Source organism: Corallococcus llansteffanensis (assembly GCF_003612055.1).
Lineage (GTDB): Bacteria > Myxococcota > Myxococcia > Myxococcales > Myxococcaceae > Corallococcus > Corallococcus llansteffanensis.
Genome location: NZ_RAWB01000684.1, coordinates 1 through 4,789, shown reverse-complemented (window position 1 = coordinate 4,789; position 4,789 = coordinate 1). Strand labels below are relative to the sequence as shown.

Below are 4,789 nucleotides of genomic sequence, written 5' to 3'. Positions count from 1 at the left end.
GTGGGGGCCCCCGCGAGGGCCTGCCGCCAGTAGGCCATGCGCCGGTCCAGTTCGGGGCCGGTGAGCCATGAGCGCTGCCACGCCGCATAGTCGGGGTACTGCACGACGAGGGGCGCGAGGTCCGCTGCGCGTCCCTGGGCCCGCGCCGCGTACAGCGCCCCCAGCTCCCGGGCGATGACGCCCATGGACCAGCCGTCCGAGGTGCTGTGGTGGATGCAGAGCAGGAGCAGGTGCTCGTCGTCCTTCACGCGCAGGAGCGAGGCGCGCACGAGCGCATCCCGCGTGAGGTCGAATGGAGTCTGGGCCTCCGCGTGGATGCGCTTCCACGCCGCGGCTTCCGCATCGGGCTCTCCGCGCAGGTCCTCGAAGTGCCACGGGAAGTCGCCCGCGGGGACGATCCGTTGGACGAGCTGCCCGTCCTCTTTCGAGATCAGGACCCGCATGGACTCGTGACGTTCGAGCAGGTCCTGCAAGGCACCCCGCAGCGCTTCGACCTTCAGCGGACCCCGGATCCGGTGGCCGGAAGGGATGTTGTAGGCGGTCGACGTGGGGGCGCTGAGGAAGAAGCGGTAGTGCCGCTCCTGCGCATACGACAGGGGCAGCGGGCGGTCACGAGGCGCGGGCACCAGCGGAGGCACCGGGCGGGGCCCGTCGTCCGGAACCAGCGTGCCCAGGTGCTGGGCGAGCTGCGCGACCGTGGGACCGGTGAAGAGGACCCGCAGCGCGATCTCCGCGCCCAGCTCCGAACGGACGCGCGAGACCAGCTGGGTGGCGAGCAGGGAGTGCCCGCCGAGGTGGAAGAAGTTGTCGTGAAGGCCCACGCGCTCCACGTCGAGGAGCGAGGCCCAGAGGCGGCAGAGCGCCACCTCCGTGGGAGTGGAGGGCGGGACGTAGGAGAGGGCATCGCCGCGAGCGGGCTCGGGGGCTGGGAGCGCGCGGCGGTCCACCTTGCCGTTGACGGTGAGGGGCAGTGACGGGAGCGAGGTGAAGGAGGCCGGCACCATGTGCTCGGGGAGGCGCTCGCGCAGCCACACGCGCAGCTCCGAGAGGTCGGGCAGCACGTCGTGGGGGACTAGGTAGGCGGCGAGGCGCCGGTCGCCTCCGGCCTCACGAGCAACGACGGAGGCATCCTTGATGGCGGGGTGCAGTCGCAGGGCCTCTTCGATTTCGCCCAGCTCGACGCGGTAGCCGCGCACCTTCACCTGGTGGTCGGCGCGACCGAGGTACTCAACGCGGCCATCGGAAAGGAACCGGGCGCGGTCACCCGTCTTGTACAGGCGCGCCCCTGGGACGGTGGAGAAGGGGTCGGGCCGGTAGGTGAGCGCGGTCAGTTCAGGGCGTTGGAAGTAGCCACGCCCCAGACGCTCACCGGACACGTACAGCTCGCCGGGGACACCCATGGGAACGGGCTGAAGCAGCGGGTCGAGGATGTAGAGGGGGCCGTTCGACAGGGGGCGGCCGATGGGCACGGGGACGCCGAGGGCCGGGGGCGCGTCCACGAGGTGGAAGGAGGAGAAGACGGTGCACTCGGTGGGGCCGTAGCCGTTGACGAGGCGCTGGGGCGGGCCGTGCTGGAGCACTTCGCGCAGGGCCAGTGGGTCCGCGGCCTCCCCCCCGAAGACGAGCGTGTGGAGGCCCTTGAAGGCCCCAGGCACCTGGCGCGCGAGCAGGTGCAACACGGCGGTGGTGACGAACATGACAGAGGCGCGGGCCTCCTGAATCTGGGCCGCGAAGTCATGGGGCGAATGGGCAGGGCTCGCGGTGATGCCGACAAGGTGCGCACCGTGGAGGAGGGCGCCCCAGATTTCGAAGGTGCTCGGGTCGAAGGAGGCGTTGGAGGCCTGGGCGACGCGGTCGGAAGCGGAGAAGGCGTGCAGCAGCGGATCGAACGCGAGCGCGAGGACGCCCCGGTGGAGGATGGCGCTGCCCTTGGGCCTGCCCGTCGAACCCGACGTGAAGATGACGTAGGCCAGATTCTCCGGCCCGGAGGTCGGCGGGAGGGGCGCGGTGGAGAGGCGACCCAGCGAGTCCGCGTCGGTGTCGAGGCAGACGGTGGCGCCGGAGAAGTGCGGGAGGCGCTCACGCTTGTGCTGGTGGGCGAGCAGGACGCTGACGCGTGCATCCTGGAGCATGAAGGCCAGGCGTTCGGCGGGGTGGGAGTCGTCGAGGGGCAGGTAGGCGCCGCCCGCCTTGAGGACGGCGAGCATGCCGACGACGAGGTCCGCGGAACGCTCGACGCAGAGGCCCACGAGGACCTCGGGGCCGACGCCGAGCGAGCGCAGGTGCCAGGCGAGCTGGTTGGAGCGCTCATCGAGCTGGCGGTACGAGAGGGTGTGGGCGCCATAGGTGACGGCGGGAGCGTCGGGCGTGCGAGAGGCCTGGAAGGCGAAGCGCTCGTGGACGCAGAGGTCGCGGGGGAAGTCGACGGTGGCGTCGTTCCATTCGCGCAGGACGCGCTGGCGCTCATCCCCGGGAAGCAGGGGCAGGGAGGCGATGGGGCGCGAGGGCTGTGCGACAGCGGCCTCCAGGAACGTCTGGAAGTGGGAGGCCATGCGCTCGATGCGCTCGGCGTCGAAGAGGTCGGTGTCGTACTCGAAGGTGGCCCGCAGCCCCTCCGGGGACTTCGACATGAAGAGGATGAGGTCGCACTTCGACGTCCCGGTGCGCAGCTCCCACGGCTCCGCGGCCGTGACCATCTGGAGCGCGGTGGAGGGATGCGCCTCCAGGGTGGGGGTCTGAAGGACGAACATCACCTGGACGACCAGCGCGTGACTGAGGACGCGCTCGGGGTGGAAGTCGCCGACGAGCTTCTCGAAGGGAAGCTCCTGGTGGGCATAGGCGCCGAGCGTGACCTCGCGCACGCGCCGCATCAGCTCGATGAGGCTGGGGGCACCCGACAGGTCCTGCCGCAGCGCGAGCGTGTTGACGAACAGCCCGACGAGCCCTTCGAGCTCGGGACGGATGCGACCGGCGAGGGGCGTGCCGACGATGAGGTCCTGCTGGCCCGTGTAGCGATGCAAGAGGGCGCTGAAGCCCGCGAGCAGGCCCATGAACAGGGTGACGTTCTCCTGGCGGCAGAGGTCCTCGATGGCCTGGGAGACCTGAGAGGAGAGCTGGAACGTCAGCGAGTGGCCCTTGAGGCGGTGGATGGGCGGGCGGGGCCGATCCATGGGCAGCTCCAGGAGGAGCGGCGCACCGGCGAGCTGCTTGCGCCAATAGCTCAGCAGCCGCTCCAACGTGTCGTCCCGGAGCCATTGCCGCTGCCAGGCGGCGAACTCGGTGTACTGGATGGGCAGGGGAGGAAGGGAGGAGGGACGTCCCGCCGCGAGGTCCGCGTAGAGGGTCCGAAGCTCCCGGAGCATGACCCCCACGGACCAGCCATCCGAGACGATGTGATGGAGGGTCAGGAGGAGCAGGTGGTCGTCCTCGCGGAAGCGGAGCAGGGTGCCCTGCAGCAGGGGACCCGTGCTCAGCTCCAGCGGGCGTTCGAGCTCCAGGCGCGTCTGCCGAGCCACTTCCGCCGCCTGCTCAGCGGCAGGCAGAGCGCTGACATCCACCTTCAGGAGGACGAACGGACGGACGGGGAGGATGCGCGTGACGAAGTCGGTCTCGGTCGAGGCGAAGACGGTCCGGAGCGATTCCTGGCGGCGGGTCAGTTCGGTGAGGCTGCGCTCCAGCAGGGAGACGTCGAGCGGCGAGGTGATGCGGTAGGCACCCGGAATCCGGAACGTGGCGGTTCCAGGGTGGAGCTGCTCCACGAAGAGGATCCGCTCCTGTGCGAAGGAGAGCGGCTGATCACCCTCGTGCGGGAAGGGAACGAGCGCGGGCCCCTCCTCGGAGACCTCGATGCGCTGCGCGGCGTCGACGGCCTCCGCCATGAGGGCGAGGGTCGGCGTGTCGAAGATCTGCGGGATCGGCATCCGCAGGCGGAACGTCTCGTTCACGCGCGAGATGAGCTGGGTGCCGAGAAGGGAGTGGCCGCCCAGGGAGAAGAAGTCGTCTTCGAGGCCCACGCGATCCACTTCGAGGACAGTGGCCCAGAGACGAGCGAGGGCGATCTCCGTGGGAGAGGAGGGAGGGACGTAGGAGAGGTCATCACCCCGAGCGGGCTCGGGGGCGGGGAGCGCGCGACGGTCCACCTTGCCGTTGACGGTGAGGGGCAGCGAAGGGAGCGGCGTGAAGGAAGCAGGCACCATGTGCTCCGGAAGGCGCTCGCGCAGCCAGGAGCGCAGTGCTGAGACGTCGGGAAGTGCGTCGCGGGGAACGACGTAGGCGGCCAGCCGCCGGTCACCTCCGGCTTCCAGTGCGAGGACCGAGGCGTCCTTGATGGCGGGATGCAGGCGCAGGGCCTCTTCGATTTCGCCCAGCTCGACGCGGTAGCCACGGATCTTCACCTGATGGTCCGCGCGACCGAGGTACTCGATGCGGCCATCGGCCAGGAACCGGGCGCGGTCACCCGTCTTGTAGAGGCGCGCACCGGGAGTGGTGGAGAACGGGTGGGGCCGGTACGTGAGCGCGGTGAGTTCGGGACGGGCGAAGTAGCCGCGACCGAGCCGCTCGCCGGACACGTACAGCTCACCCGGGACACCGATGGGGACGGGCTGAAGAAGCGGGTCGAGGATGAAGAGAGGCCCGTTGGAGAGAGGGCGGCCAATGGGGACGGGGGCGCCAAGGGCGGGAGGCGCGTCCACGAGGTGGAAGGAGGAGAAGACGGTGCACTCGGTGGGGCCGTAGCCGTTGACGAGGCGCTGGGGCGGGCCGTGCTGGAGGACTTCGCGCAGAGCAAGCG

General features: G+C 70.3%; 1 protein-coding gene. It reads right to left on the bottom strand.

The window, feature by feature from the left end; genetic code table 11:
* A partial coding sequence (locus D7V93_RS38100) for a non-ribosomal peptide synthetase (RefSeq protein WP_120647992.1) occupies positions 1-4,789 on the bottom strand: 4,789 nt, incomplete at both ends.